Source organism: Streptomyces sp. H39-S7 (assembly GCF_027158205.1).
Classification (GTDB): domain Bacteria; phylum Actinomycetota; class Actinomycetes; order Streptomycetales; family Streptomycetaceae; genus Actinacidiphila.
This window is the reverse complement of record NZ_JAPVLU010000050.1, coordinates 22,041-44,588: the sequence shown is the minus strand read 5'-3', so window position 1 is coordinate 44,588 and position 22,548 is coordinate 22,041. Positions and strand designations below refer to the sequence as shown.

General features: G+C 73.1%; 14 protein-coding genes. 5 read left to right on the top strand and 9 right to left on the bottom strand.

The features are described 5' to 3' along the window. Positions 1 to 21: 21 nt before the first annotated feature. The 3 genes from O3X23_RS35155 to O3X23_RS35145 all read right to left on the bottom strand — a co-directional run bounded on the left by O3X23_RS35155 (position 22) and on the right by O3X23_RS35145 (position 6,384). Positions 22 to 1,623: a ThuA domain-containing protein gene (locus tag O3X23_RS35155; RefSeq protein ID WP_269276658.1), complete on the bottom strand. Its 1,602-nt coding sequence runs from the start codon at positions 1,621 to 1,623 to the stop codon at positions 22 to 24. A 51-nt stretch (positions 1,624 to 1,674) separates the two neighbouring features. After that, the gene (locus O3X23_RS35150) at positions 1,675 to 4,899 is read right to left on the bottom strand and encodes a carbohydrate-binding protein (protein ID WP_443048072.1); all 3,225 of its coding nucleotides are present in this window, start codon (positions 4,897 to 4,899) and stop codon (positions 1,675 to 1,677) included. Between the two features lie 234 nt (positions 4,900 to 5,133). Further along, complete coding sequence (locus O3X23_RS35145) at positions 5,134 to 6,384, bottom strand: ROK family transcriptional regulator (RefSeq protein WP_269276657.1); 1,251 nt, start codon at positions 6,382 to 6,384, stop codon at positions 5,134 to 5,136. Between the two features lie 345 nt (positions 6,385 to 6,729). Here O3X23_RS35145 and O3X23_RS35140 point away from each other — a divergent pair, with 345 nt between their 5' ends. From O3X23_RS35140 to O3X23_RS35120, 5 genes are all read left to right on the top strand, one after another. After that, positions 6,730 to 8,220 carry a sugar ABC transporter ATP-binding protein gene (locus O3X23_RS35140; RefSeq protein ID WP_269276684.1) on the top strand — a complete coding sequence of 497 codons (1,491 nt, stop codon included), beginning with the start codon at positions 6,730 to 6,732 and terminating at the stop codon, positions 8,218 to 8,220. Then, positions 8,217 to 9,326: an ABC transporter permease gene (locus O3X23_RS35135; RefSeq protein WP_269276654.1), complete on the top strand. Its 1,110-nt coding sequence runs from the start codon at positions 8,217 to 8,219 to the stop codon at positions 9,324 to 9,326. Before O3X23_RS35140 ends, O3X23_RS35135 begins: the two co-directional genes overlap by 4 nt. A 13-nt stretch (positions 9,327 to 9,339) precedes the next feature. Then, a complete protein-coding gene (locus O3X23_RS35130) occupies positions 9,340 to 10,392 on the top strand; it encodes a substrate-binding domain-containing protein (protein WP_269276652.1) in 1,053 nt (350 codons plus the stop codon). A 57-nt stretch (positions 10,393 to 10,449) separates the two neighbouring features. Then, positions 10,450 to 11,631: a Gfo/Idh/MocA family protein gene (locus O3X23_RS35125; protein WP_269276650.1), complete on the top strand. Its 1,182-nt coding sequence runs from the start codon at positions 10,450 to 10,452 to the stop codon at positions 11,629 to 11,631. 120 nt (positions 11,632 to 11,751) lie between these two features. After that, entirely contained in the window at positions 11,752 to 12,759 is a 1,008-nt protein-coding gene (locus O3X23_RS35120; RefSeq protein ID WP_269276647.1) for a sugar phosphate isomerase/epimerase family protein, read from the top strand. A 10-nt stretch (positions 12,760 to 12,769) separates the two neighbouring features. Here O3X23_RS35120 and O3X23_RS35115 read toward each other — a convergent pair whose 3' ends face one another. The 6 genes from O3X23_RS35115 to O3X23_RS35090 form a co-directional block, all read right to left on the bottom strand. Beyond that, positions 12,770 to 13,180: a hypothetical protein gene (locus O3X23_RS35115; protein WP_269276646.1), complete on the bottom strand. Its 411-nt coding sequence runs from the start codon at positions 13,178 to 13,180 to the stop codon at positions 12,770 to 12,772. Further along, positions 13,177 to 14,856 carry a hypothetical protein gene (locus O3X23_RS35110; RefSeq protein WP_269276644.1) on the bottom strand — a complete coding sequence of 560 codons (1,680 nt, stop codon included), beginning with the start codon at positions 14,854 to 14,856 and terminating at the stop codon, positions 13,177 to 13,179. Before O3X23_RS35110 ends, O3X23_RS35115 begins: the two co-directional genes overlap by 4 nt. Beyond that, entirely contained in the window at positions 14,853 to 15,584 is a 732-nt protein-coding gene (locus O3X23_RS35105) for an ATP-binding cassette domain-containing protein (protein ID WP_269276642.1), read from the bottom strand. Before O3X23_RS35105 ends, O3X23_RS35110 begins: the two co-directional genes overlap by 4 nt. 351 nt (positions 15,585 to 15,935) lie before the next feature. Then, entirely contained in the window at positions 15,936 to 17,408 is a 1,473-nt protein-coding gene (locus O3X23_RS35100) for a sigma-70 family RNA polymerase sigma factor (protein ID WP_269276640.1), read from the bottom strand. Positions 17,409 to 17,467: 59 nt separating this feature from the next. After that, complete coding sequence (locus O3X23_RS35095) at positions 17,468 to 18,382, bottom strand: CAP domain-containing protein (RefSeq protein ID WP_269276638.1); 915 nt, start codon at positions 18,380 to 18,382, stop codon at positions 17,468 to 17,470. Positions 18,383 to 18,506: 124 nt separating this feature from the next. Further along, positions 18,507 to 22,535, bottom strand: coding sequence for a Pls/PosA family non-ribosomal peptide synthetase (locus O3X23_RS35090; RefSeq protein WP_443048069.1), 4,029 nt, complete (start codon positions 22,533 to 22,535; stop codon positions 18,507 to 18,509). Between the last annotated feature and the right edge of the window lie 13 nt (positions 22,536 to 22,548).

Below are 22,548 nucleotides of genomic sequence, written 5' to 3'. Positions count from 1 at the left end.
CCGTTCGGCGCCCCGGACCGGTCAGCCGGTCCGGGTCAGGGTGAGGTCGTCGACGTCGAACAGGAACCCGCCGCCGCCGTTGAAGACGAGGTACAGGCCGGTGCCCGCCCGCGGGGTGACGGCGGTGGCGACATCGGTGAAGCTGTCCCAGCTGCCGGTGACCGGGACGGTGACGGTGCCCAGCAGCGGACCGGTGGGCGATCCGGAGTGGACGGCGGTGGTGCCGCCGGAGCCCGCCGAGGCGGTCCGCAGGGAGATCCGGGTGAGCCGGGACGTGTCCTCACCCGCGAAGCCGATCCAGTCCCCTGCCTCGATCCAGCCGGCGGTGCGACCGCCGTGGGCTCCCGCGTGGTCGGCGGCCTGCACTCCGTTCTGGGCGGTCCAGTTCTCGGCCTGGACGGTGGCCGTGGCGGGGGGTGCCGAGCCGGGGGTGAGTGTGAGGTCGTCGACGTCGAAGAGTGCGCCCTGCCCTCCCGAGTACGTCAGATACAGACCCGGAGCGGTGCCCGCGGCCAGCGTCGCCGACACGTTGGTGAACGTCTCCCACCCGCCGGTCACCGGCACGGCGACGGAGCCGAGGAGCGGTCCCGTGGCCGAGCCGGAGTGGAATCCGATGGTGCCTCCCGCTCCCGCGGAGGCGACCCGCACCGTCACCGTCGAAGCGGTGCGCGCGTCGAGTGCGGCGTAACCGCTCCAGTCGCCGTTGTCGATGTACCCGGCGGTCGCTCCGCCGTGCGCCGCCGCGTGCGCGGCGACCATGACACCGCTCTGGCTGCTCCACGCCTCGCCCTGCACGGTGGTCCCCCCGGGGGTGCCGATCGGGTTGTTGCAGGCGGACGTGACGGCGCCCGCGACGGTGCGGATGCCGCCCAGGATCAGCGTGGTGAAGGCGGGATCGGCCCAGTTCTCCTGGGTGTGGCCCATGCCGGTGTACCAGGCCCGTCCGCCGTCGTAGGGATGGCACCAGGTGTTGGGGTGGTCGCCGCCCATGGTGCCGCCGGAGTAGCTGCTCTCGTCCAGTGTGGTCAGGACGTGCACCCGCGCCCGGGGGTTGGCGCGGTAGTTGTACCACTCGTCGGTGCGGGTCCAGCGGGCCGGCAGGTGGGCGGTGGCCGGGTCGGTGCGGTCCTCCACGGTGACGGCGGCCTGCTGGATGGCGGGGTGCGAGTCGAAGTACGCCCCGACCAGGCTTCCGTACCAGGGCCAGTCGTACTCGGTGTCGGCGGCGGCGTGCACGCCCGCGTAACCGCCGCCCGAGCGGACGTACTGCTCGAACGCGGACTGCTGGGCGGTGTCGAGGACGTCGCCGGTGGTGCTGAGCCAGACCACCGCCTGGTACTGGGCGAGGTTGGCGGTGGTGAAGGCGGCGCTGTCCTCGGTGGCGTCGACGCCGAAGCCGTTGTCCTGGCCGAGTTTCTGGATGGCCGCGATCCCGGCCGGTATGGAGTCGTGGCGGAAGCCGGCGGTCTTGGAGAAGACCAGCACCTTGAAGGACGGTGCGGCGTCGGCGGAGCAGGTCAGGGTCAGGGGGGCGAGCAGGCCGAGCAGCGCGGCGGCCAGGGTCGGCAGCAGCGGTCGGCGGCGCGTTCCGCGCCTGCGGCGGAACCGGATGGGTCCGGACATGGGGTGCCTTTCCGCGGGATGAGAGGGGAGCGGTGCGGGCGTGGGGCGCCGTCAGGCGCTGCGGGTGAGGGTGAAGTCGTCCACGTCGAAGAGGTAGTCGGCGCCGCCGGTGAAGGTGAGGCAGATCGTCGTGGCGGGGTTGGCGGTGAGCGTGGTGGAGACATCGGCGAAGGTCTCCCAGCCGCCGGTGGCGGTGACGGCGACGGTGCCCAGGATCGTTCCGGTGGCCGATCCGGCCCGGATCTGCAGGGTGCCGCCGGCCCCGGCGGAGGAGACCCGGGCGCTGAAGCCGGTGACCTTGGACAGGTCGGTACCGGCGTACGTCGCCCAGTCGCCGCTGTTGATGTAGCCGGCGGTCTTCCCGCCGTGCGCGGTCGCGTGGTCGGCGGTCTGCAGCCCGCCGGTGGCGGTCCAGCTCTCCGCCTGGGTGACGGTGGTGACAGGGGCGCCGGTGGTGACGCTGAAGTCGTCGACGTCGAAGAGTGAGCCGGCGGTCCCGCCGTGGAAGACCAGGAAGAGGCCGCCGGTCGTGGACGGGGTCAGCGGCAGGGTCACGTTGGTGTAGCTCTCCCAGCCGCCGGTGACGGGGACCGTGACACTGCCGAGCAGGGGTCCGGTGGCCGATCCGGCGCGCGCCTCCAGCGTGCCGCCGATGCCGCCGGAGGCGACCCGTACGGTCAGCCCGGTGGCGTGCGTGAGGTCGGTGCCGCCGTATCCGGCCCAGTCGTTGTTGTCGATGTAGCCGAGGGTCTGGCCGCCGTGCGCGGTGGCGTGCGGGGCGATCTGGACGCCGGAGGAGCTGGTGAACGCCTCGCCCTGCACGGTGCCCGGCCCGCCGCCGGGGCCGCCGAACGTGAACTGGTCGAGGTCGAACAGGTTGCCCGCGCCGCCCTTGAAGACCCAGTACAGGGTGTGGGTTCCGGTGGGGGCGGTGACGGTTCCGGTGACGTTGGTGAAGGTGTTCCAGTCGCCGGTGACGGGGACGGCCGCGGAGCCGAGCAGCGCGCCGGTGGGGGAGTCGGCCCGCAGTTCCAGGGTGCCGCCGGAGCCGGCCGAGGAGGCGCGGGCGGTGAAGGTGGTGATGCCGGTCAGGTGGTAGGGGGTGAACGAGATCCAGTCACCGTTCTCGATGTAGCCGACGGTCGTGCCGCCCTCCGCCGCGTCGTGAGTGGCGGGCTGGATGCCGCTCGAGCCGGTGTAGTACTCGGCCTGCTTCGTCGCGGTGGGCGTGACGTTGGTGGCGGTGCCGGTCAGCGCGGGCTGTCCGTTGGCACCATGGTCGGTGTAGGAGGCGCGCCAGACGCCGAACAGGTTGGCGGAGCCGGCGTGTTCCCCGTCAACGACGGTCTGGATGGTGCCCGAGCAGCCGGTGGCGTCGGTGATGGCGTGGGCGTGGCTGTCGTGGCCGAGCAGGTACTGGATCTGGACCCGGGAGCAGTCGACGACGCTCTCCTCGGCGTCGGTGACGGTCACCCGGAAGGGGATGGCATCGCCGAAGTGGAAGATCTGGCCGTTGGCGGGCGCGGTGATCGTCAGGACCGGCGCGGTGTTGCCGACGGTGACGGTGACGCTCGCGGTGCCCGTCAGCCCGTGGGTGTCGGTGACGGTGAGCTTCGCCGGGTACTGGCCGTTGGCGGGGTAGGTGTGCGACGGGTTGGCTGCGGTGGAGTCGGTACTGCCGTTGCCGTCGAAGTCCCAGGCGTAGGTGAGCGCGTCGCCGTCGGGGTCGGTGGTGCCGGCGGAGGAGAAGGCGACCGCCAGTGGTGCCTGGCCCGAGGACGGGGTGGCGGCGGCCTGGGCGACGGGGGCGCGCCCGCCGGCGCCGATGGCCTCGATGCGGTACAGACCGGAGAAGGAGTCACCGTCACCGAAGCCGGTGCCGTAGTCCAGGACGTACAGGGCGCCGTCCGGGCCGAAGGCCATGTCCATGACCTGGGTGCCGGTCCAGGGGAACTCGGTGATGGTGCCCGCGCTGCCGTCCGCCGCGACCTGCACGTCCTTGATCCAGCGGCGGCCGAACTCGCCGATGAAGGCGTGCCCGTCGTAGGACTGGGGGAACTTCACCGAGGAGACCAGGTTCGGGTCGTAGCGGTAGACCGGACCGCCCATCGGTGACTCGCTGCCGCAGCCGAACTGGGTGACGCTGCAGTCGTCGTACTTGATCCAGGACGATCTGGCGGGCGGGAGCTTGCTGATGCCGGTGTTGTTGGGCGAGCTGTTGACGGGGCCGCCCGCGCAGTCGAACTTCGCGCCCGGGGTGCTGGTGCCGAAGTCGAACGCGTTGTACGTCTCGTTGGGGGTGTTGGTGCCGGTGCAGTACGGCCATCCGTAGAAGCCGGGTGAGGTCACGCGGTCGAACTCGACCTGGCCGCCCGGTCCCCGGGTGGCGCTCAGCGCTCCGGCGTCGGGCCCGTAGTCGCCGATGTAGACGGTGCCGGTGGGGCGGTCGACGCTCATCCGGAACGGGTTGCGGAAGCCCATCGCGTAGATCTCGGGCCGGGTCCTCGCCGTGCCGGGCGCGAACAGGTTCCCGGCCGGGACGGTGTAGGTGCCGTTGGCCTCGGGGTGGATGCGCAGCAGCTTGCCGCGCAGGTCGTTGCTGTTGGCGGCGGTGCGCTGGGCGTCGTAGGCGGGGTTGCGCGACGCGCGGGTGTCCAGCGGGCTGTAGCCGTCGGACGAGAAGGGGTTGGAGTCGTCGCCGGTGGTCATGAAGAGGTTGCCCGCGGCGTCGAAGTCCAGGTCGCCGCCGACGTGGCAGCACATGCCGCGGTTGGTGGCGATCTGCAGGAGCTGCTTCTCGCTGGCCGGGTCGATGGTGTTGTCGGCCCGCAGGGTGAAGCGCGAGAGCTGGTTGTGCCCGGCGAAGGGCGCGAAGTCGGCGGCGGTCCCGTCGGACGGGGCGTCGCCCGCGGGGGTGTTCAGGACGGGGGAGTAGTAGACGTAGATCCAGCGGTTGGCGGCGACGGCCGGGTCGGCGGTGATGCCCTGGATGCCCTCCTCGTCGTGGGTGTAGACGGGCAGCGTGCCCGCGACGGAGGTGGTGCCGGCGGCGTCGGTCTTGAAGATGGTGCCGCGCCGGTCGGTGTGCAGGACGGTGCGGTCGGGGAGCACCGCCAGGCTCATCGGCTCGCCGGTCTGCGCGGTGCCGCGCGCGAGTTGCACCTGCTGGAAGGCGGCCGCGGCGTCCGGGTGCGGGCCGTCGTGGGCGGCTGCCGGGACGATGGCGCCGGTGGCGCCCAGCAGGAGCAGCGCCGAGGCGAGGAGAGCGGTGCACAGGGTCCGGAACCGGACCCTGTGGGGGAGCCTTGCGGGCCTTGCGCGTCTCGTGGGCCTTGCGGGCAGGACTGAACGCACGGCGTTCCCCTTCCAGGGCAGCGCGAAGCCGCCTTGTGGAAGGACGCCCCGCCGAGGCGTCCGGTGACCGGTCCTCCTGGACTCTCAGGAGGTGTTCGTTGGTTGCGGGGAGAAAGTAAAGGGACCGGACGAGGTCGTCAAGAGGGCCCGTACCGGTTACCGGTGCGCCGCGGGACCGCCGCGGGGCAGCGGGAGCCGCGCGGTGTCGATGGCGTCGATGATCGACGACGCTCCGCCCCTGGCCGCCGCGGTGAAGCCGAGGGTGGACAGCGCGACCTGGCAGCCGCCCAGATTCGGCGCGATGGTGTGCGCTGCGAGCGTACGGCGGGCGGGCGGCATGATCCACGGCGCCAGCGTCACGAAGTAGCCACCGAGGATCAGGGCCTGGGGGTTGAACAGGTTGAGCAGGATCGCCGAACCCCGGCCCAGCCACTCCCCGACGCGGACCAGCGCGGCCGTCGCCCGCGGGTCGCCCGCCTCGGCCCGTCGTGCGACCTCGGCGACCTTCGCGCCCAGGTCCGTCAGCGGCTGCGCCGTACCGCCGGCCAGGTCAGGGGCCGCCTGCTGGATGATCGAGCCGATACCGACCAGCGCCTCGAAACAGCCCCGGCGGCCGCATCCGCACAGCGGCCCGTCCTGCATCAGGGTGATGTGCCCGACCTCGCCCCCGTACCCCGAGGAGCCGCGCATCAGGGCGCCGTTGATGATCACGCCGCCGCCCACCCCGACCTCGCCGGTCAGGTAGACGAGGTTCTGCGTGTGCGCCAGCGCCCCGCGCCGGTACTCACCGACCGCCCCGAGGTTGGCGTCGTTGTCCAGCGACAGGGCGACACTGCTGTCGTCGAGCTGCTCCCGGAAGCGGTCGACGAGCCGGAACCTGTTCCAGCCGAGGTTCGGCGCCTCGGCCACCTCACCGTCGGAGATGCCGATCAGGCCGGGCACGGCGATCGTGATGCCGAGCACCTCGCGGTGCTGGCGCGCCATCTCGCCCATCGCCCGGCGGGCCAGGTCGGCCAGCCGCACGACGCAGCCCTCGGCACCCAACTCCGCTGCCTGTACCGGCTCGTGCCAGGTCAGGACGTCGCGTTCGGCCAGGTCGACCATGACCGCCGACAGGTAGTCGACGTTCACCTCCAGACCGAGCGCGGTGAAGCGCCGGCCGTCGAGCGTCAGCATGACCGCGGGCCGGCCGATCCGCCGCTCCTCGCTCGCCCCCACCTCGACGACGATGCCGCGGGTGATCAGCTCGGCCACGATGTTGGAGATGGTGGCCTTGTTCAGCCCGGTGCCGGCGGCGACCTCGGCCCGCGAACACGGGGCTTCGCGACGGATGAACCGCAGGACGACGGCGAGATTGGTCTCCCGGACATCGAGGAAGTCGACAGCTCCGCTGCTGACGGGCCGCATGGCACACCCCTTTGTGCGAAGCATTGACAGTCGTTAGTCGCGACCACAAACTAAGTCGCACCGCAGCGGGGCGTCAAGGTTCCGACTGCCCCTCAAGTCACCCTGATCGACCGGTATTCGCAGGTCACAGAGGTGCGCCAGGATCGGCGCCGCACAGTCGCCCACGTACTGCCGCTCAGCACCACAGCCGCACACGTACTGCCCTCAGACGTACCGCCGCACCTGCATCGCCGCACAGTCGCCCACGTACCGCCGCTCAGCACCACAGCCGCATACGTACCGCCGCTCTCCGGCGCCACCGAGGAGGTCTCCGTGACCGCCACCGCAGATCCGCCCCTGCTCGCGATGCGGGGCATCGTCAAGGAGTTCCCGGGCGTCCGTGCCCTGGACGGGGTGGACCTCGAGGTCCGCGCCGGCGAAGTGCACTGCCTGCTGGGGCAGAACGGGGCCGGTAAGTCCACACTGATCAAAGTGCTCTCCGGTGCCCATCAACCGGACGCGGGTGAACTGCTGTGGCAGGGCGAACCGGTACGGCTCTCGCACCCCACCGCCGCCATGCGCCTCGGCGTCGCCACCATCTACCAGGAACTCGACCTCGTACCCGGCCTCGGCGTGGCCGAGAACATCTTCCTCGGCCACGAACCGGCCTCCTTCGGCGTGACCCGGCGCGGCGAGATGCACCGCGCCGCCCGCGCCCTGCTCGACCGCCTCGGACACGCCGAGATCCCGCCGGGAAAGCCGCTCGGCCACCTGCCCGCGGCCGCGCAGCAGGTCGTCAGCATGGCCCGGGCGCTGTCGCACGACGCCCGGCTCATCGTGATGGACGAACCGTCGGCCGCACTCGCCCACGACGAGGTCACCAACCTGTTCCGCATCATCCGCGAACTCGCCGCCACCGGCGTGGCCGTCGTCTACATCTCGCACCGCCTGGAGGAGATCCGCGAGATCGGCGACCGCATCACCGTTCTCAAGGACGGCCGCACCCGGGCCGTCGGACTGCCCGCCCGCACCACCCCGACCGCCGACGTGGTCGCCCTGATGACCGGCCGCGCCGTGGAGCACACCTTCCCCCGCCGCCCCGCTCCCGGCACCCGGGCGGAGAGCCCCGAAGTCCTGCGCGTCGAGGGGCTTTCGGTGGCCGGTCGCGTCCACGACGTCTCGTTCAGCGTCCGCGCCGGCGAGATCGTCGGGATCGCGGGGCTGGTCGGCTCCGGCCGCTCCGAGATCCTGGAGGGGATCTACGGCGCCAGGACGCCGCTGGCCGGCCGCGTCCTGCTCGGCGGCGCGGCCCTGCGGCCCGGCAGCACCACGGCGGCCGTCCGGCGCGGCATGGGCTTCGCCCCCGAGGAGCGCAAGTCGCAGGCGCTGCTCATGCTGGAGAGCGTCGGACGCAACATCACCGTCGCCTCACTCGGCCGCTACACCCGCTGGGGCTGGTTCGACCGGCGCCGGGAAGCGGCCGACGCGGCCCGGCAGATCGCCGCCGTACAGCTGCGCCCCGACGACCCGGACCGGCCGGTACGCACTCTGTCCGGCGGCAACCAGCAGAAGGCGGTGCTGGCCCGCTGGCTGCTGCGCCGCTGTGACGTGCTGCTTCTGGACGAACCGACGCGAGGCGTCGATGTCGGCGCCCGCAGCGAGCTGTACGCGCAGATGAGGGCGCTGGCCGACGCGGGTCTCGCCATCGTGCTGGTCTCCAGCGAGGTGCCGGAGGTACTCGGCCTGGCCGACCGGATCCTCGTGCTGCGCGAGGGCCGGGTCATCCACGCCTGCGACGCGGTGGACATCGACGAACACGGGGTCCTCGACCTGGTGATGGAAGGAAGCGCGCTATGAGCGACAGACCGCAGGCTCCCGCCCCGGACCTCTCCGTCCCCGCCGACGCCCCCGAGGCGGACGAACACCGCCGGGTCGAGGAACTCGCCGCGCACGCCGCCAGGAAGGGTGTACACACCGGGCCGTTCGCGTCCCTGGGAGGGATCGGCGGGTTCGGCGGCGGCCGGGGCGCCGGGGCGCTGCGGCACCTCGCGCTGGTGATCGCCCTGGGCATCCTGTGCGGCATCGGGGCCCTCACCAAAGGCAGCAGTTTCGCGACCACCAGCAACATGGTGCTGATCCTCAGCCTCGCGGCCGTGATCGGGGTGGTCACCGTCGGGATGACGTTCGTCATCATCGGCGGCGGCATCGACCTGTCGGTCGGCGCGCTGATCGCGCTGGCCTCGGTGTGGTCGACCACCACCGGCAGCCAGGCCCAGGGGCCGGCCGTCATGATCTTCACCTCCGTACTGGTCGGCACGCTCTGCGGGTTGCTGAACGGTCTGCTGATCGCCTACGGGCGGCTGGTCGCCTTCATCGTGACCCTGGCGACGATGGTCGCCACCCGCGGTCTGGCGGAGCAGCTCTCCGACCGCAAGTCGCAGATCGTCACCGCGGACACGTTCCTGTCCATCGCCGAGACCCGCTGGCTGGGCATACCGCTGCTGGTCTACATCTTCGCCGCGGTCGTCGTGGTGGGCTGGCTGGTGCTCAACCGGACCACGTTCGGGCGCCGCACGTACGCCGTCGGCGGCAACCCGGAGGCCGCCCGGCTGGCGGGCATCAACGTGCGGCTGCACACGTGCCTGCTCTACGTCGTCTCCGGCTTCTGCTGCGGCATCGCCGCCGTGATGCTCACCGCGCAGGCCAACACCGGTGCGAGCACCCACGGCATGCTCTACGAACTCAACGCCATCGCCGCGGTGGTCGTCGGCGGGACGCTGCTGACCGGGGGCTTCGGGTCCGTCCTCGGTTCGATCCTCGGCGTCCTGGTCTTCACGACCATCACCGACCTGTTCATCCTCAACAACCTCACCACCCCCATCCAGGAGATCGCCCAGGGCGCGATCATCATCGCCGTCCTGCTCATCCAGCGCTGGGGCCGTGGCCGGTCCGTCACCACCTGATTCGGAGACCGATATGAGCACGAGCTTGGACCGCAGACACGTCCTGTTCGGCGGGGCGGCAATCGGCGCGGGCGCCCTCCTCACCGGATGCACCAACAGCAGCGACAACGACAAGAGCGCCCCGCAGGTCAAGGCCGGCGCGTCCTCGTCGGGAACGGCCACGGGCAAGGCGGTGACCATCGGGTTCTCGGCCCCGGCCGCCGACCACGGCTGGACCGCCGCGATCACCATCAACGCCAAGGCACAGGCCAAGCAGTACTCCGACGTCACGCTCAAGGCGACCGAGGGCACCAACGACGTCGCCGCGCAGATTCAGCAGGTGCAGTCGCTGATCGACGCCAAGGTCGACGCGCTCGTCATCCTGCCCTTCGACGGCAAGGCCCTCACCGAGATCGCCAAGAAGGCGATGGCGTCCGGGATCCCGGTGATCAACCTGGACCGCATCTTCGCCAGCGGGCTCGCCTACCGGACCTGGATCGGCGGCGACAACTACGGCATGGGCGTGAACGCCGGCCACTTCATCGCCCGCCGGATGAAGGCGGCGGGCAAGGCCGACCCCGTCATCGTCGAGGTCGCCGGGATCGACAACCTCGAACTCACCCAGCAGCGCAGCAAGGGGTTCAAGGACGCGCTGGCCGCCAACGGGCTGCGGCTGGCCGCCCGGCAGGCCGCCGACTTCACCGCCGCGACCGGGCAGCGGGTCACCGCACAACTGCTGCAGGCCACCCCGAAGATCGACGCGATGTGGAACCACGACGACGACCAGGGGATCGGCGTGCTCGCGGCGATCAAGCAGGCGCAGCGCGACAAGGAGTTCGTCGTGGTCGGGGGCGCCGGCTCCCGCAAGGCCATGGAGTCGATCAAGGCCGACGACAGCCCGGTGAAGGCCACGGTGCTCTACAGCCCGAGCATGGCGTCGTCCTCGATCACCGTCGCCCGGCTCATCGCCCAGGGCCACGGCATGGCCGACCTGGTCGAGCACGAGGTGCCGGCGTCCGTGACGACGTTCTCGGCGGTGGTGACGAAGGAGAACGTCGACCAGTACATGGCCGTCGGATTCTCGTAGTCATCCTCCTGACCCACCAGCCGCTCCGCACCGACCGACGGAAAGGGATCGACGACGATGCCCGCAGCACAGCCACCGGCCCTCGGCGTCGGCCTGGTCGGGTACTCCTTCATGGGGCGCGCCCACTCCCAGGCCTGGCGCTCGGTGGGCGCGTTCTTCGACCTTCCGCGGCGCCCCGCGATGGTGGCCGTCGCCGGCCGCTCGGGCCCCGACGTCGCGCGCGCCGCCGAGCGGCTCGGCTGGGCCGAGGCCGTCACGGATGTGAAGGAGCTGCTGGTCCGTGACGACATCCACGTCCTGGACATCTGCACCCCCGGCGACAGCCACGTCGAACTGGCCGTCGCCGCGCTGGAGGCCGGCAAGCACGTGCTGTGCGAGAAACCGCTCGCCAACACCGTCGCCGAGGCCGAGGCGATGACCGCGGCGGCCGAGCGCGCCGCCGCCCGCGGCATCCGCTCCATGGTCGGCTTCAACTACCGGCGGGTGCCGGCCATCGCGCTCGCCCGCCGGCTGGTGGCCGACGGCAGGCTGGGGCGGATCCGGCACATCCGCGCCCAGTACCTCCAGGACTGGATCACCGATCCGCAGTTTCCGCTGGTGTGGCGGCTGCAGAGGGAACGGGCCGGCTCGGGCGCCCTCGGCGACATCGGGGCGCACATCATCGACCTGGCGCAATTCGTCGGCGGGTCCCTCATCACCGGCGTCTCGGCGGTGACCGAGACCTTCGTCAAGGAACGCCCGCTCGCCGCGACCTCGGACGGGTTGGCCCCGGGAGCGGTGTCCGTCGGCACGGGCCCGGTCACGGTGGACGACGCCGCCCTGTTCACCGCGCGCACCGCGGGCGGCGCGCTCGCCTCGTTCGAGGCCACCCGGTTCGCCGCGGGCCGCAAGAACGCCCTGCGGATCGAACTCAACGGATCCGAGGGGTCGTTGGCCTTCGACTTCGAGTCGATGAACGATCTCTGGTTCCACGACCACACCGCGGACGCGCGCACCGCCGGGTTCGCCCGCATCCTCGTCACCGAACCCGACCACCCCTACGCCGGCGCCTGGTGGCCCCCCGGCCACCTCCTGGGCTACGAGCACACCTTCACCCACGAGATCCGCGACTTCGTGCAGGCGATCGGGGACGGCTCCGACCCCGCGCCCTCGTTCGCCGACGGACTGCAGGTGCAGCGGGTGCTGGCCGCCGTCGAGGCCAGCGCGCGCGACGCCAGCCGGTGGACGCCGGTCGGCTGACCCGGGCCGCCGCCCGACCGCCCCCACAGCGCGGGGTGGTGGTTCCTGCCGCCGACAGGATCCGCCGCCCCGCTTCCCACCGCCCCGCGCACGCCACCCCGCTTCCCGCCGGAGGACCGCATGCCCCGTCCCGTCACCCTCTTCACCGGCCAGTGGGCGGACCTGCCCTTCGAGAAGGTCTGCGCCCTCGCCTCCGGCTGGGGATACGACGGCCTGGAGATCGCCTGCTGGGGCGACCACTTCGAGGTCGACCGCGCGCTCGCCGACCCCGGGTACGTACCGCGCCGGCTGGAGATCCTGGAGAAGCACCACCTCAAGGTCTGGGCGATCTCCACGCACCTCGTCGGCCAGGCGGTCTGCGACCATCCCATCGACCAGCGCCACCAGGACATCCTCCCGGCCCGGATCTGGGCCGACGGCGACGCCGAGGGAGTGCGCGGCCGTGCGGCGCAGGAGCTGAAGGACACCGCCCGAGCGGCCGCGCTGCTGGGCGTCGACACCGTGGTCGGCTTCACCGGCTCGTCGATCTGGCACACCGTCGCCATGTTCCCGCCCGCGCCCGCCGCCATGATCGACGCGGGCTTCCAGGACTTCGCCGACCGCTGGAACCCGATCCTCGACGTCTTCGACACGGAGGGCGTGCGGTTCGCCCACGAGGTGCACCCCTCGGAGATCGCCTACGACTACTGGACGACGGTCCGCGCCCTGGAGGCCATCGGCCACCGGCCCGCGTTCGGTCTCAACTGGGACCCCTCACATTTCGTCTGGCAGGACCTCGACCCGGTGAACTTCATCCTCGACTTCGCCGACCGGATCTACCACGTCGACTGCAAGGACGCCAAGGTCCGCACCGGCGACGGACGCCGCGGCAGGCTCTCCTCACACCTCCCGTGGTCCGACCTCCGGCGCGGCTGGGACTTCATCTCCACCGGCCACGGCGACGTCCCCTGGGAGGACAGCTTCCGCGCGCTGAACGCCATCGGCTACACCGGGCCGCTCAGCGTCGAATGGGAGGACGCGGGCATGGACCGGCTGCTCGGCGCGCCCGAAGCCCTGGCCTTCGTGCGCCGCCTGGCGGCGATCGAGCCCCCCGCCGCCTCGTTCGACGCGGCGTTCTCCGCGAAGTGACCGCAGGGCCTCAACGGGTGCCGGGCAGCAGGAGGTACGTTCCGCCCGCGTCGTCCACGTGCACGACGTGCGCGCCGGCCCGTACGACCTGTACGGGCCCGGCCCGCCAGGCGCCGCACGGGCCGCCGTCGTCCGGGAGACGTCCCCAGACCTCCCGGAAGGTGCTGCCATCGGGGTTGGTGCCGGTCTCGGTCAGGTTCGCGCCGTCGGATGCGAGCGTGCCGGTGTCGTCGCCCGGCTCGCCCACGTCGTGGTGGAAGCGGACCTGCTCACCGTCGTACGAGGTGCGGCCGGCGAAACCGCGGCTGTCGGCGTAGTACGCGCCGGCCTGCACCCACACCACGTGCTCGGTCTCGCGCAGCGGCCCGCCGTCGCGGCTGATCCCGGCGCGCAGCCACGCGCCGCGGGCAGGTGCGTTCACGCGAGGAGTTTCCCGGCCCGCGCGAACGCCCACCGCGACAGACCCGCGGTCACGACCGCACTCACAGCGACCGTGGACAGCAGGTGCGCGGCCGTCGGCGTGTGCAGGGCGAGAACGAAGGGGACGATCAGCGCGGCGATCGCCACCAGCGGTCCTGACAGGTACCAGGCCAGGAAGAGCACCGGGCCGACGCTGCCGGTCGGACTCTGCGCGGGGGAGAGCAGCAGATGCTGCTTCGACACGCCCCGGCAGGCGTTCACCAGGCCCGCCGCGACGAACGCCGGAACCGCGGCCGGCGCCAGCGCGACGCGCGCCCCGCCGCCCAGCAGCACCACGCAGACCCCCGCGACCAGGGAGAACACCAGCCCCAGGAGCACCGGCACGATGGTGTGCCGCAGCATGAGCCCGCCGTACGGATACGGGGACCACGACCCGCGCCGGGTGTCGTCGGTCTCCAGCCGGGCCGGCTCCAGGAGCTGAGCGACGGCCCAGTAGCCGAAGACCAGCGCGGCGGCCGTCGCCGCGACACCGCCGGCATGGTGCGTGCCGACCGCCACGACCGCGCTCAGGACGGCGAGCACGGACAGCAGCACGGCCCGCCCGAGCCGGCCGGGGGCGTGGATCAGGGCGAGCGCGTCGCGCCACGGCACGGCCAGGGCCGCGTGGCGCGGGGCCGGCAACCGCAGTCGCGCGGGGCGCGGTGTTCCGGAGGCACCCGCGGCGACCTGGCGGGCGGTGCGCAGCTCCACGGTCTGCAACGCGGCCAGCACACCGGTCGTGGTGCGCGACCGCTGTCGAACGGTGGCCAGCGGCAACGATCCGGCCGCCCGCCGCGCCAGCTCGATCGCGGCCGCCGTGACCGCGAGCGACAGCAGCGCCGCGACCGGGCCGCCCGGCACGGCGGCCGGGGTCGGCGACAGCACGGAGATCCCGCTCCAGCCCCACGGCCCCGACCACAACTCGACCCGCTCCAGCCAGGTCACCCGATGACCCGCCGCCGCCAGCGCGCTCTGCGCGGCGAGGGCCAGGACGAGGAGGCCCGCGTACGGGGTCGCGGTCCGCACCCACCGGGCGAAGGACTCATGGGCCTCGACGGCCACCGCGAGCGCGGTGGCGAGCAGCGGTACGCAGACCCCGCCGACCGCGCACCAGGCGAAAGCCGCCGCGAGCCCGGTCTTGACCGTCAGTCCCAACGTCACCATGCCGATCACGGAGGCCAGCAGGCCCACCGCCAGCGACACCCCGCACGACAGCCAGAACCAGGGCAGCAGGATGCGGGCGATCCGCACCGGCTGCGTCAGCAGCCAGTCCGCGCTGTCCCGCGGCGGCACCACCGGCCCCCGCCACAGCGCGTCGCGCGCGGCGACCAGCAGCGAACCGAGGGCCAACGCGCAGACACCGGACGGGACGGCGGCGAGGATCGCCGCGCCGTGCACGGTGTAGTCCGCGCCCATGGAGCTCTTGATGAACAGGCTGAAACCGGGCAGCACACCCCAGATGACCAGGATCAGCAGCAAGCAGTAGACGGCGAAGCCGACCTGGCCCGCCCGCTTGCGGCGGTGCGGGGAGCGCAGGTTGCGCAACAGCAGCAGGGCCTCGTCGGTCCAGTCGTCCTCCTCGTCCCAGGAGGCGTCCCGCCCGTTGTCGAGGTCGGTGGGCCGCGTCGTCGTACTCACCGGGCGGCGCCGGTCGCGCTCGCGACGCCGGTCTGCCACGTGGTGTCGGCCGCGTCGTCGGAGAGCACCTCGTCGGGCGTGCCGTCGGCGATCAGCTTGCCCTCGCGCAGCACCAGCACCCGGTCCGCGACCGCGCGCGCCAGCTCGGAGTGGTGGGTGACCAGCAGCACGCCCACCCCGTCCGCCACCTCGGCGGCGATCAGGTCCGCCAGCCGGCGCCGCGCGTCGGGGTCGAGCCGCTGCTCGGGCTCGTCCAGCAGCAGCAGATCCCGCGGCCGCACCAGGGCGGAGGCCAGCAGCAGCGACTGCAGCTGCCCGGAGGAGAGACCTGAGGGCAGTGACCTGGCGTGCTCACTCAGCAACCGCTCGGCGAGCACATGATCGATCCACGCGTCCGCGCCCTCCACCCCGTGCGCGACCGCGACGAGCTGCAGGTGCTGCCGCACGGTGAGATCCGGGTAACACGCCACGGTGTCGCCGACCACCGCGACCCTGGCCCGCACCCGGGCGTCGTTCTCCGTCATCGGCCGGCCGTCGAAGGTGACCTTGCCCTTGGTGGGCTTGTCCCGCCCGGCCGCGATCCGCAGCAGCGTGGACTTCCCCGACCCGTTGTGGCCGAGCAGCGCGACGCACTGGCCGCCGTCCAGCGCCAGGTCCACCGGATGCAGCACCGTGCGCTTTCCGTAGGCACGGCTCACGCCGGAGAGTTGCAGTAGTGGTGCGCCCATCGGCCGTACTCCTCCAAGCCCCCGAAAAACCCCGGATCCCGGCCCTGCGCTCCGCGCATGAAGAGGTCGGCTCCCGCCATTGTCCACGCCACCCCCGACGACCAGCACCGCGAACGGCATCGACCACGACGTGGCCCGCTGTGCCGACCGCGCCGCGATGACGACGTGGGCGGGCGGTAGCACGAGGGAAGGGGCGCGTGAAGAGGGGTGAGAACCCGGTGTCGTCCGGCGGGGCGTTGCCGCGATCATGAAGGGGCCTCCGACGTCCGACCGACAGGGAACCGCTCTCCATGCCCGTGCCCGCTGACCCCACGATCCTCCACCCGATGCCCGGACAACCGCGGGTGGTGCTCAGTGGGCGGCGAAGTCCTGGGTCCACCAGGGGCCGCCGGAGCCGAGGTTGGTGCCCACGCCGATATGGGTGAACCGGCAGTTGAGGATGTTGTCCCGGTGGGCGGCGTCGCTCATCCAGTCGGCGACCGCGCGGGACGCACTCGACGGCCCGCGGTCGATGTTCTCGCCCCACGCGCTCCAGGTGTATCCCGCCGCGGTGATCCGCGCGTCCGGTCCCACGCCCTCCGGGGTGTCGTGCTCGTAGAAGCCGCGCGCGGCCATGTCGTCGGCGTGGCCCTGCGCCGCGGCGTGCAGCTTCGCGTCCGCGCGCACCGGGCGGCAGCCGTGCAGCGCGCGCTGCGCGTTGACCAGCTCGGTGACCTGCTGTTCGAGGGTGGGGCGGGGACGGGTGGGCGGCGGCGCAGGGGTGGTGGCCGGAGCGGAGGTCACCGTGGGCGTCGGGGGTGCGGGCGCGGTCGTCGCGGGGGTCGTGGCTGTCCGGGTGGGGGCCGCCGCCGGTGTCTGACCGGGCTGCCACCGCAGCACGGTCAGCACCGCAAGGGCCGTCACCAGGAGGACACCGGCGACCACGGCCGGGGTGCGGGGACGTGGTGAGCGCGGGGGTTTTCCGTGCGAGCGCCCCGAGCCGCCGCCGGTGCCGCCCGTTCCACCTGCCGCACCGCCCGAACCGTGTGGCGCGAGCGTCGCGCCCGTCGGAGACCCGGGGCCGGGGGCGAGGAGGACCGGCACCAGGCTGAGGCGGGCGAGGAGCCCCTCGGCCGGTACCAGGTCGGCCGCGCGCCCGGAGCAGTCCGGGCAGTCGCGGGCGTGCCGGGCGACGCGCTTGCGCCACAGGGCGGACGGCACCCGGTCCCATGGCGCGAGGAGGGCCTCCAGCTCGGGGCAGCGCGGTTCGGCGGCGAGCGCCCGCACCACCAGCCGGCCGGTCTCCAGCTGCTCCTTCATCCGCTGGACGCGGACGGCCGCGTGCCGCGCCGGGACGCCGAGCCCGGCGGCCAGCTCCTCGCGGGTGATGACGTCGGCCGCCTCCAGCCACCACAGCGACAGCAGCTCGCGGTCGTCGGCGTCGAGCCAGCGGGTGGCCTCGGCCACCTCCCGGCGCTGCCCGGACAGGCCGAGCCGCCATATCGTCAGGTCGGTGAAGTCGGCCGTCGGGTCGGCGATCTCGCGCGCCTGGTCGAGCCCGGTGGCCCGGGGCGGGCCGCTCGCCGAGCGCAGCCGGCGGACCTGGTTCATCGCTATGGCGACGAGCCAGGAGCGGAAGGACGCCGGATCGCGGAGATCGGGCAGGGCGCCGAGAACGCGCAGCATCGTCTCCTGCACGACGTCATCGACGTCGGCATGCCCGTCCAGCGCCCGGCCCACGATGTTGTAGACCAGCGGCAGGTAGGCCGCGACCAGCTCCTCACGCGCCTGCTCGTCCCCGGCCCTGGCGGCCGTCACCAGCGCGGTGCCGCGTTCCCGTTCCACCGTCCGACCGCTCCTGTCCCCGTCTCGTGCCGTCCTGTCGCCCCGCACCGTCCGCGACCTCAGGAGGCCGCGCCGAAGTCCTGGGTCCACCAGGGACCGTTCGAACTGAGGTTGATGCCGACGCCGATCTCCTTGAAGGCGCAGTTGAGGATGTTGTCACGGTGACCGGGGCTCTTCATCCAGCCGTCCATCGCGCTCTGGGCGTCTTTGGGGCTCTTGTAGATGTTTTCGCCCCAGGTGCTCCAGTGGTAGCCGGCGGACGTCATCCGTGCGCCCGGGCCGACGCCCTCGGGGGTGTCGTGCTCGTAGTAGTCGCGGGCGGCCATGTCGTCGGAGTGCGCCTGGGCCGCGGCCTGGATCTTCGCGTTGACGGTGACGGGCTTGCAGCCCTGGCGGGCGCGTTCCGTGTTGACCAGGTCCAGGACCTGCTGGGCGAACTGGGCGGTCTTCGACCCGCCGCCGGAGAGGGAGGAGGGGGCTTTGCGGGTACCGGCGCCCTTGCCCGTGCCGGCTGTGCCGGTGGGCCCTCCGGCGGTGTGCGGCGCGGTGGTGGCCGGCCGGCTGCCCGGGCGCTGTGCGGAGGGGGTCGCGGTGACGGAGACCCTGGGGGAGGGCGTGGCGGGGTCCGTGGACCGCGGGGTCGCGGAGGCGCCGCTCGGGCTGCCGGGGGCGTCGGGGGAGTCCGTGACCGGGGCGGGTCCGGCGGCCGAACGGGTCTCGTCGGTCCGGTCCGTCGCCGACTGGACCACGGTGTACCCGCCGCCCGCCACGGCTATGAGCGCCGCGGCACCGCCGACGGTCGCCGCCCACCGCGAGCGCCGCCCCCGGTGCTGACCGCCGCGCCCGCTGTGCCGCCCGGCGCTGCGGCCCCGCGCGGCGGAGTGGGAGCCCCGGCCGTCCGGGCGCTGCTGGTACGAGGCGCTAATCGTGCCCGGTTCCGGGGTGGACGTCGGGGGCTGGGTCTCACGGTTCACGCGGGTTCACTTTCCGGTGCGGGGTCTGCTGGGTGCGGGTGCAACACACAGGAGATCCGGCGGCCGGACGTTGATAACACAAATCCGCGATCGAGTTCCGTCAGGCGGTGGCGCGGGCCGCGCGTCAGCGGATCACGTACGCGGCCCCCTCGTCGGAAGCCGCAACCGAGCCCTCCGGATCGCGGGGCCGGCCCGGACCCCGGAAGCCCGCCCCGGGCACCGTCCCCGGACGCGGCCACGGCGCCACCGGGTTTCCCACCCACCGGGACCCCGCCGGTACGCTCTCGCCGCGCATGACGAGGGAGGCGGCGCCGACGCAGGATCCGGCGCCGAGCACCGAGCCGGGCAGGGCGATGGAGTGCGGGCCGAGCGTGGCGCCCTCCCCGACGTGGACCGTATCGAGACGCATCAGCCGGTCGTGGAACAGATGCGTCTGCAGGACGCAGCCGCGGTTGACACTGACCCCGTCGTCCAGGCGCACCAGATCCGCCTCGGGCAGCCAGTGGCTCTCGCACCACACACCGCGGCCGACGCGCGCCCCCAGACTGCGCAGCCAGATGTTCAGGAACGGGGTGCCGGTCAGCGTCGTGCCGAGCCACGGCATGGCCAGCTCTTCCACGAAGTTGTCGTACAACTCGTTGCGCCAGACGAAGGACGACCACAACGGGTGCTCTCCCGTGCGGAAGCGGCCCACCAGAATCCACTTCGCGGCCGTCGTGACGAGCAGCGCGACGATGCCCGCGCCGAGTGTCACCAGACCGCCGACGGCGGCTCCGGCCGGCAGCCCGTACGCGGTGAGGACGGCCTGCAGCGCGACGAGGGATCCGGCGCCCAGCAGCGCGGCGCACAGCACCGGAACGATCCGGCACAGTTCCACGGCCGAGCGGGCCAGCACCAGCCGGCGCGGTGGGTCGTAGGTGCGGCCGGGGTCCACGTGGTCGGCGACGCGGGGCAGCGGGAAACCCGGCCGTCCGGTCCAGGACGAGCCGGGCTCCGCGTGCTCGGGGGCGTCGGACAGCACGCCGATCAGGGCGTGGTCCGGCAGTTCCCGCCCGGGGCCGACGATGCCGGAGTTGCCGACGAAGGCCCGGCGGCCGATCCGTGCGGCGCCCAGCCGCAGCCGGCCGCCGCGGATCTCGTACGGGGCGATGAGCGCGTCGTCCGCCAGGAACGCGCCGTCGTCGGCGCGCAGCAGGCCGGGCAGCGCCAGCACGGTGGACGCCTCGACGCCCCGCCCCACGCGGGCGCCGAGCAGGCGCAGCCAGACCGGGGTGAACAAGCTCGCGTAGAAGGGGAAGAGCGAGCCGCGCGCCGTGGCCATCAGGCCCGACACGATCCAGGTGCAGAAGGCGACGCCGCCGTGCGCCGGGTGGTGGCCGGGTTTGATGGGAAGGCCGAACAGCCGGACGAGGACGACGAGCAGTCCCGCGTACGTCACGACACCCACCACCACGAGCAGCGGTGTCAGTTCCAGCAGCCGCACCAGGACGCCGGTGAGCGTGGCCTCGTCGCGGACCGCCGCGTACGTCATCCACAGCGCCGGGGCCGCGGCGATCAGCGGCAGCAGCCCGAAGACCGGCAGGGCGAGCGCGTAGGCGAGATCCCAGCGGCGCGCACGGCGGTGCTCGGGCAGGGGCCAGCCGTCACCGGCCGGCGGAGCGCCGGTGACGGGGCGGGCGGGGGAGCCGTGCCACCGCCGGTGTGCCGGAACGTCGCCGAGCACGCAGCTGCCGGGCGCGATGTCGGCCCCGGCACCGACGCGGGCGCCCGGCATGAGGGTGCTGCGGGTACCGACGCGGGCGCCGGCGCCGATCTCGACGGCGCCGAGGTGCAGGATGTCGCCGTCCAGCCACCACCCGGCCACGTCGGCCTCCGGTTCGACGGCGCATCCGTCGCCGAACCGGGCCATGCCCGTCACCGGCGGCGCGGTGTGCAGATCGACGTCCCGTCCCACCCGGCAGCCCAGCGCGCGGGCGTAGTGCCGGGCCCAGGGGGTGCCGAGCAGCGAGGCGATGTTGAACATGGCCACCGTCCGCTCCGCCGCCCACAACCGCAGGTGGACGCGGCCGCCGCGCGGATACGATCCCGGGCGCATCCCGGCGGTCAGCAGCCGGGCCGCCGCCGAGCCGACGACCACCCGGCCGACGGCGCTCGACAGCGCCAGCCAGCCGCCCAGGATCAGCCACCACGAGGTGTGCGGCGCCCACGGCACCGGCCCGATCAGGTTGTCGACCGTGGCGAGGCCGAGCATCCAGCGCAGTCCGCCGAGGGTGTACAGCACCGCAAGCACCAGCAGTTGGACGGCTCCGGCGCGGCGCGGGGTGGGCCGCACCGTCCGTTCCTCGCGCGGACCGCCGCCGAGATCGTCGAGGTGGGCGGCGAGGTCGAGCAGCCGGGGGCGGCCGTAGACCTCCGCCACCGAGACGCCGGGGTATCGCTCCCGCAGTACGGAGACGAGTCGGGCGGCGGCCAGGCTGGTGCCGCCGAGCGCGAAGAAGTCGCTGTCCCCGGTGACCGGCAGCCCGAGCGCCTCCCGCCACGTGCCGGCGAGCCAGGCCGCCGTCTCCCCGAGTGCGGCGACGTCGACCGCCGGGTCCGCCGCCGCACCCGCGGTCGCCGGCAGCGGCCAGGGCAGGGCGTCGCGGTCGATCTTTCCCGAGGTGCGGGTCGGCAGTTCGTCCACCACGGCCAGCACGGGGACGAGTGTCGCGGGCAGCCGTTGCAGCAGCAGGGCGCGCGCCGCTGCGGGATCGAAGGACCGCGGGTCCGTGACGAGGTAGCCGACCAGCGCCTGGCCGCCCGCGGCCGTGTTCCGCACGGCGGCCGCGGCCGTGCGCACCCCGGGCAGCGCCCGCAACGCCGCGTCGATCTCACCGAGTTCGACCCGGCGGCCGGCCAGTTTGACCTGCTCGTCGGCGCGCCCGACGAAGACCAGGCCCTCGGGCTCCGCCACCACCAGGTCACCGCTGCGGTAGACCCGCGGGCCGCGCAGCCACGGGTGCGGGCGGAACCTTTCGGCATCCTGGACGGGGTCGAGGTACCGGGCGGCGCCGACGCCGCCGATCAGCAGTTCCCCCGTCTCGTGCCAGGCGACCGGCTTGCCCTCGCCGTTGACGACGGCGACCTCCCAGCCGTCCAGCGGCGTGCCGATCCTGACCGGCGCTCCCGGCTTCAGAAGAGCGGCACAGGCCACCACGGTGGTCTCCGTCGGCCCGTAGGTGTTCCACAGCTCGCGGCCCGGCGCGGCCAGCCGGTCGACGAGTCCGGGCGGGCACGCCTCACCGCCGAGGATCAGCAGCCGCACCCGGGCCAGGGACTCCACCGGCCACAGTGCCACCAGCGTCGGCACCGTGGAGATCACGGTGATGCCCCGGTCGACCAGCCAGGGCCCCAGATCGGCACCGGCGCGCACCAGCGACCGGGGGGCGGGCACGAGGCACGCCCCGTGCCGCCAGGCCAGCCACATCTCCTCGCACGAGGCGTCGAACGCGACGGACAGCCCCGCCAGGACCCGGTCGCCGGGGCCCAGTGGCGCCGCCGGCAGGAAGATGCGGGCCTCGGCGTCGACGAAGGCGGCAGCCGAACGGTGGCTGACGGCCACTCCCTTGGGGCGGCCGGTGGTGCCGGACGTGAAGATGATCCAGGCGTCGTCGTCGGGTCCCGGCCGACCCGGACGGCCACCGGGCAGCCGCCCGGGGCGCGGCACGATCACGCAGCCGGCGCCGATCACGGCGCACACTCCGGCGTCGGCCCAGATCAGCTCCGCGCGCTCGTCCGGATCGTCGGCGTCCACCGGTACGTAGGCCGCTCCGGTGCGCAGCACCGCCAGGACCGCCAGATACAACTCCGCCGTGCCCGACGGCACCCGCACCCCGACCCGGTCGCCCGTGCCGATGCCCGCGGCCGCCAGCCGGTCGGCCAGTTCCGTGACGCGGGCGGTCAGCGCGCGGTAGTCGAGCGGTCCGGAGGCGGTGTCGAGGGCGGGGGCGTCGGGATGCTTCCTCGCTGACGCCTCCAGCACCTCGAGCAGGGTCCTGGCGGGAGTCGCTTCCACCACCGGCCACACCGCACCGGCCGCGAGTCCCGGGGCGCCGTTGCCGCCGCTGGTGTCGGTCCGTGCCGAGGCTTCGGCACGCTGTTCTGGTGTTCTCACGGACCTTGCTCTC

Bases quoted from the DNA above. Each gene is read 5' to 3' on its own strand.
- O3X23_RS35145 (WP_269276657.1), bottom strand. From the start codon at position 6,384: ATGCGGCCCGTCAGCAGCGGAGCTGTCGACTTCCTCGATGTCCGGGAG.
- O3X23_RS35155 (WP_269276658.1), bottom strand. From the start codon at position 1,623: ATGTCCGGACCCATCCGGTTCCGCCGCAGGCGCGGAACGCGCCGCCGA.
- O3X23_RS35135 (WP_269276654.1), top strand. From the start codon at position 8,217: ATGAGCGACAGACCGCAGGCTCCCGCCCCGGACCTCTCCGTCCCCGCC.
- O3X23_RS35130 (WP_269276652.1), top strand. From the start codon at position 9,340: ATGAGCACGAGCTTGGACCGCAGACACGTCCTGTTCGGCGGGGCGGCA.
- O3X23_RS35105 (WP_269276642.1), bottom strand. From the start codon at position 15,584: ATGGGCGCACCACTACTGCAACTCTCCGGCGTGAGCCGTGCCTACGGA.
- O3X23_RS35120 (WP_269276647.1), top strand. From the start codon at position 11,752: ATGCCCCGTCCCGTCACCCTCTTCACCGGCCAGTGGGCGGACCTGCCC.
- O3X23_RS35140 (WP_269276684.1), top strand. From the start codon at position 6,730: ATGCGGGGCATCGTCAAGGAGTTCCCGGGCGTCCGTGCCCTGGACGGG.
- O3X23_RS35125 (WP_269276650.1), top strand. From the start codon at position 10,450: ATGCCCGCAGCACAGCCACCGGCCCTCGGCGTCGGCCTGGTCGGGTAC.